General features: G+C 38.2%; 4 protein-coding genes. All 4 read left to right on the forward strand.

The features are described 5' to 3' along the window. The first annotated feature begins 280 nt into the window (after positions 1-280). The 4 genes from ACTIE0_RS22420 (at position 281) to ACTIE0_RS22435 (ending at position 5,074) form a co-directional block, all read left to right on the forward strand. Entirely contained in the window at positions 281-631 is a 351-nt protein-coding gene (locus ACTIE0_RS22420; RefSeq protein ID WP_006624599.1) for a hypothetical protein, read from the forward strand. 477 nt (positions 632-1,108) lie between these two features. Then, positions 1,109-3,049: a nuclease-related domain-containing DEAD/DEAH box helicase gene (locus ACTIE0_RS22425; RefSeq protein ID WP_439516994.1), complete on the forward strand. Its 1,941-nt coding sequence runs from the start codon at positions 1,109-1,111 to the stop codon at positions 3,047-3,049. A gap of 39 nt (positions 3,050-3,088) precedes the next feature. Then, on the forward strand, positions 3,089-4,321 hold the full coding sequence (locus tag ACTIE0_RS22430) for a DarT ssDNA thymidine ADP-ribosyltransferase family protein (RefSeq protein ID WP_439516995.1): 1,233 nt from the start codon (positions 3,089-3,091) through the stop codon (positions 4,319-4,321). A gap of 9 nt (positions 4,322-4,330) precedes the next feature. Further along, positions 4,331-5,074 (forward strand): macro domain-containing protein, encoded by a 744-nt coding sequence (locus ACTIE0_RS22435; protein WP_111891150.1) that lies wholly within the window; start codon positions 4,331-4,333, stop codon positions 5,072-5,074. The last annotated feature ends 397 nt before the right edge of the window (positions 5,075-5,471 follow it).

Below are 5,471 nucleotides of genomic sequence, written 5' to 3' on the forward strand. Positions count from 1 at the left end.
ATCGGACAAGCCCCCCCAAGTGGCGGCGATCGCCCCTGTAAATGGCTTCTACACTGACATTAGAGGCAATTGCTCAATTAAATTTTTCTAAATTTGCGTAAATTTAGTGGTTGTCGCTGATAGGTAGATAGCACCCTAAATCGAGGTGGAACTGTCAGCGGTTTGATTTCGATAGGGAGTGCGATCGCACTTTTTGGAGGCGGTTTCGGTTGCTTACACCGGGAGGTAAGGCGATCGATGTATTCCACCAACTCGACCCAACTCATACCCAGCCAACAACATGAGCAGTAAAAAAACATTCGTCATAGTTGCCATTTCCTCAATAGCCGGAGGAATTATTGGCACATTTTTCGCTTCCCCGGTTTCCTACACGCTGTATGAACCCTCTCGAGGTCGAGGCTTTTATCGAAATTGTCAGCCATTTGGCGACCTAATTTGTAATGAAATGAGAAATCGAGAAATGTATTCGGGTCAAAGCTTCCGCACCCGTTCAGTTTTGGACTCGAGAGCCACATTAGAGCGACAATTAATGTACGGAGGAATAGGCGTTTTTGCGGGATTAACTTCTGGTTCTGTACTCGCGGGTGTCCTGTCCCAAATAATGAAAGATAAAACTGAAACCAAATCCTAAGATGCCAAGACTGGACAGGAACGTTGAAAGTTTAGACCAGAAGATGTAGTGCGATCTTCTGTTTAGACGATCGCATCATTTCCCGTTTGAGAGATTTTCGAGGTGTAAAAACTAACTGATTTCAATTCCGGCACTGGCGACATTCACCCAGGGACGAGTCCTAAATCGCGATGGCGCGATCGCCATTCATACCTTGTACTGAGAACCCATAGAAAAACGCGATCGGAATTGGGCTAAAATTGGGCATTTCGGCTGACTGTCAGTGGTTTGATTTCGATAGGGAGTGCGATCGCTCTCCGATGCCTTGATTTAGAAAAATTTACAGTCAGGAGTTTAGCCGTGTTAGATAATCAGATATAAGCCGGATGAATTGACCGTCTTTGACATTGATCGCTCAGGGATTCAATACTGCGATCAACTTTGAAGCCAAGGGTTATGGCGTTTTGATTTCGAGGTCAGAGCCGAAAAAGCATTGCATTGAATCAAAAAAACAAATCAAGTCAACTAGAGGATAAAAATAAAATGGCCACTATGATTCCATCTCCTGTTCCAGCCAAAGCGAGTAAAGGGGAAAAAGACCTTTATCAAATATTGTGTGATCGGCTAGATCATAACTTTTATGTTTGGTATGAGCCCATGCTGAACAGTCATCGTCCCGACTTTATTATTTTAGGAGCAAATTTAGGGCTGTTAGTCATAGAAGTAAAAGGCTGGTATTCTAATCAAATTAGGCAAGCAGATACTAATACTTTTCAAATTGTTTCTGTCAAAGATGATGTAAAAAGTGTAACTAGGCAAAAATCACCTTTACGACAGGCGAATGATTATCTAGATAAATTACTTAACGAGTTGCCTAAATATCGAATTCTCCAACAGCAGGAAGGTCAGTATAAAGGAAAACTGTCATTTCCGATAGGCTTGGGTGTCATCATTTCAAACATCAACCATAAAAAAGCCGCCGAGACTGATTTAGATAAGATTCTTCCTTATCCCCAGGCTGTCTATCGAGATGAGTTTTTAAATTGGAAAAACTTATCGACGGAAAATTTGTGCGATCGCTTGCGCCAAATGTTTACAAAAGCTGATTTCAGTTTTGAGCCACTAACATCAGATCAGATTAGTACAATTAAAGGCGTTCTCAATCCCGAAATGGTGATTAGAGATGAGCCAGCTAAAACCACCAGTGTTAGAGGAAATTTTTATCCTTTACCTGACGACAAAATTCTGAAAACTCTAGATGCAAAACAAGAGAACTTGGCGCGCAGAATTGGAGAAGGACACCGGATTTTCTTCGGGGTCTCCGGTTCTGGAAAAACTTTGCTGCTATTGGCTCGTGCAAAACTGATTATTAACAATAATCCCCATGCTCAAGTTTTAATTGTCTGTTTTAACGTTAGTCTGGCATCTTACTTGCGATCGGTTATAAAAAATTCAGTAGCCGCCGATCAACAGAATAGAATCATAGTAGAGAACTTTCATGAATGGGCAAAAATTGTAACTGGAAAATCCTTAGTTAGTCAATCTGGAACCAATTATGATGAATATGTAGGTCAAGAGACTTTGAAAGCTCTTTCACAAAAAGAGAGTCGAAAATGGGATGCAATTTTAGTAGATGAAGCTCATACCTTTGTGCCAATTTGGTTTCGCTGTTGTGTTCAAGCATTGAAAGATCCAGAAAATGGAGATTTAATGATTGTTGCAGACGGGAGTCAAAGTCTTTATAAGCGAGATAATTTTACATGGAAAGAAGTTGGAATTCAAGCTCAAGGTCGCACCATTAGCAAGCGATTTGATTTAGACAAAAATTATCGTAATACTCAAGAAATTCTATCAGCAGCATGGACAATGCTTAACCATTCTGTGCCTGAAGATAAAGTCTCAGAAACTGATGACATTACTTTTCCTATCGTTCTTCCCAGTCAAGCTCAACGCTTAGGTACTCGTCCAGAGGTTTATGTTACTGGTTCTTCTCGAACTCAAGAACAAGTGGTGACAGAGCAAATAAAAAAAATATTAAACTCTGGAAATTATCAACCAGAAGATATAGCTGTCATTCACCGTCAATCTAATAAAAAACAGATGAATATGTTTCAACAATGCCTCAGCCAAGCCAATGTTTTATTTTATTGGGTTAGCAAAGATCAGAAAAGCAAGAAAAATTATAGCCAAAGTCGTCCAGGAATTCGATTAATTTCTAGTTTGTCATCTTTAGGTTTAGAGTTCAAAGCAGTTTTTATTATTTGGATGGAAGATTTTTCACAATGCTCTGATAGTAATGATGGTAGTATTCTTGCCCGTCGCCAGCTTTATGTATCCATGACTCGCGCTCAAGAATTATTGAAGTTGTTTACTTGTCAAGAAAATGCGTTAATTAGAGAGTTAAAAAACGACCAAAAATTTGATTTTATTTATTTATAATTTGCTAAAAATTAGATGATTGCTTAGGAGGGTATTCAAATGGTACAAGTAGGAAAAATCAAATGGTTTGGTGGTTTTAATGCTAAAAGAGGAGTTGAAAATAACTATGGTTTTATTGAACGACAAGGTGAACCTGATTTATATGTCCACAGAAGTCAAGTCAAATGTGAATGTAGTAATTTAGTTGAGGGGAAACTTGTCAAATTTGGTTTGGGCTTCCATAACCATCGAGAACAAGCTAAAAATTTAGAATTACTTAAATTATCAGAAGAGACTGATCCCAATGTACTCGAAGCTTGTTTTGAGCATCAAGACCCAGAAATATGGCAGCCGATTATTAATCAATACTTATCTACAGTATCAGCCGATAAAATCACAGGTAAAGTTATCAAAAAAATTAACAGTCTCAATCATAAGCAGCAATTAATTTTGATAGAATTGCTCTCCCCAGAGTTGTTGTTTTCTCCAGAGTTAAGAAGTTTTAGAGATTCTTTGCCTACAGATAAACATCTACAGCTATGTCAAAAAATACTTCCTGCTGATGTTAATGCACAAATATCCGAAGAATTGAGAGAAGAAATTATTTATATTTTTGACTCTGCAAGTCATACAATTGATCTAGAATTAGCTGAAAGCATTAGACATTTTATTCCCGATCATCCTTATTTAAAAAAACAATTAGCAAGAGAGTATCTGAATAAATTGGGAATTAAATATTTGTATCACATGACCCATGTTGCCAACTTAAATTCGATTTTAAAAAATGGCTTACTTTCTCACAATCAATCTCATGAGGGGGGATTCATACAAACAGATATTTCTATGGAAGAAGCTCAAGAGTGGAGAAAGGAATGGCATGGTTATGTTCCCTTTTATTTTAATCCTAGAAATACCATGCTCTATAAAAGACGGGAGCTTCAGAATCAGATTGTCATGCTGGCCATCGATCCGATGTTAATTTTAGAAGAAGGAACATGGTTTTCTGATGGAAATGTGGCAGCGGTTGCTACAAATGTTTATAATGACATCGCTATGCTAGAACAGTTACCTTGGGAAATTATAAAAGCATCTTCATGGAATTATGAAGATTTGGCAAGAAAACAAAGGTGTAAAAGAATTATGTGTGCAGAGATGTTAGTACCTAACCGAGTAAATGTGCAAAGCATTCTTAAAATCTTCTGTAGCTCGCAGCTTCAAATCTCAACAGTTCGACAGCTTATCCCTGATGGTGTTAACATATCAGTAGAAGTCAAGAGTTCTCTATATTTTTGAGAGTTGCAGATGATTAAGTACACAGATACAACAGTGTTTAACGTGGAATCACAAACTATTGTCAATACAGTTAATTGTGTAGGGGTGATGGGAGCAGGTTTGGCTTTAGAATTTCAACTTCGCTATCCGGATATGTATGAAGACTATCTCAAGCGATGTAAGCAAAAACAAGTTAGGGTCGATCGTCCTTACATCTATCGAGGTTATGGATCGCCTTGGATTATGAATTTTGCAACCAAAAATCATTGGAAGTATCCTTCACAACTAGAATGGATAGAACAAGGATTAACTTACTTTGTTAACAATTATGAAAGAGCCAAAATTGAATCAATTGCATTTCCGAAGCTGGGTTGTGATAGAGGGGGGTTAAATTGGAATGATGTTCGAGAAGTTATGGAAAAATATTTAAGTGATCTTGACATAGATGTTTACATTTGTTTAGATCGAGAGTCCCATGCTAGTGGAATAGAAGGTTTGATGGTTGAGATGCTGAATAACAAAAATAATCAGTTCTGGGTTTCTCAGTTAAAAATTCGCAGCAATATTGTCGATAAAATAAATTATGCTTTGCCAATCAAACGTTTTCGGCAGTTGCAAAAAATTCCTGGAGTCGGCAAAAAAACTTATGAATGTATTTTTAAGTTATTGTACTCAAAATCTCAATCTGAGACGACTAAGAACCTACACTATGACAGACGTTCACCTGATGGAGACAGTGAAATAAAACCTACGCAACTACAATTTCCATTTTAATCACAGCAAATTCTTTTCTTGTTAGGACTGGGCTGATTGTAACACTTTCTATTCTATTGTCTATCAGGGGTTTGGCTGTTTCGATCTTTCCATCACCCCATTTCTACCCCATCCCCATGGTAAATAGACTACTATAGTCAACCACCCACAGGCGATCGCCACCTAAAATATAAATGGGCCTATCAAATTTGGCATTTCTTCTGGAAACTGTCAGCAGACCCAAGGAAGACCGGGAGAGGGAGTCAATTGCTCTCAGCGTGGAAATTAAGGGCGATCGCTGCTACCACAAAACTGGTCATTTCTTGGGTCTCCCCCTGAGTATATTTAAATTCTGGTGGGGAAACTGACGCAGCATGATAATTATGGAAGGGGGTACTTCCAGCGATGGTTATACTGA

Origin of the sequence: Limnospira sp., from assembly GCF_051859755.1 — a bacterium.
Taxonomy (GTDB): domain Bacteria; phylum Cyanobacteriota; class Cyanobacteriia; order Cyanobacteriales; family Microcoleaceae; genus Limnospira; species Limnospira fusiformis.

What these genes read in the sequence shown, in the direction of transcription:
- ACTIE0_RS22430 (WP_439516995.1), top strand. Translation starts at nt 3,089, where the DNA reads ATGGTACAAGTAGGAAAAATCAAATGGTTTGGTGGTTTTAATGCTAAA.
- ACTIE0_RS22435 (WP_111891150.1), top strand. Translation starts at nt 4,331, where the DNA reads ATGATTAAGTACACAGATACAACAGTGTTTAACGTGGAATCACAAACT.
- ACTIE0_RS22420 (WP_006624599.1), top strand. Translation starts at nt 281, where the DNA reads ATGAGCAGTAAAAAAACATTCGTCATAGTTGCCATTTCCTCAATAGCC.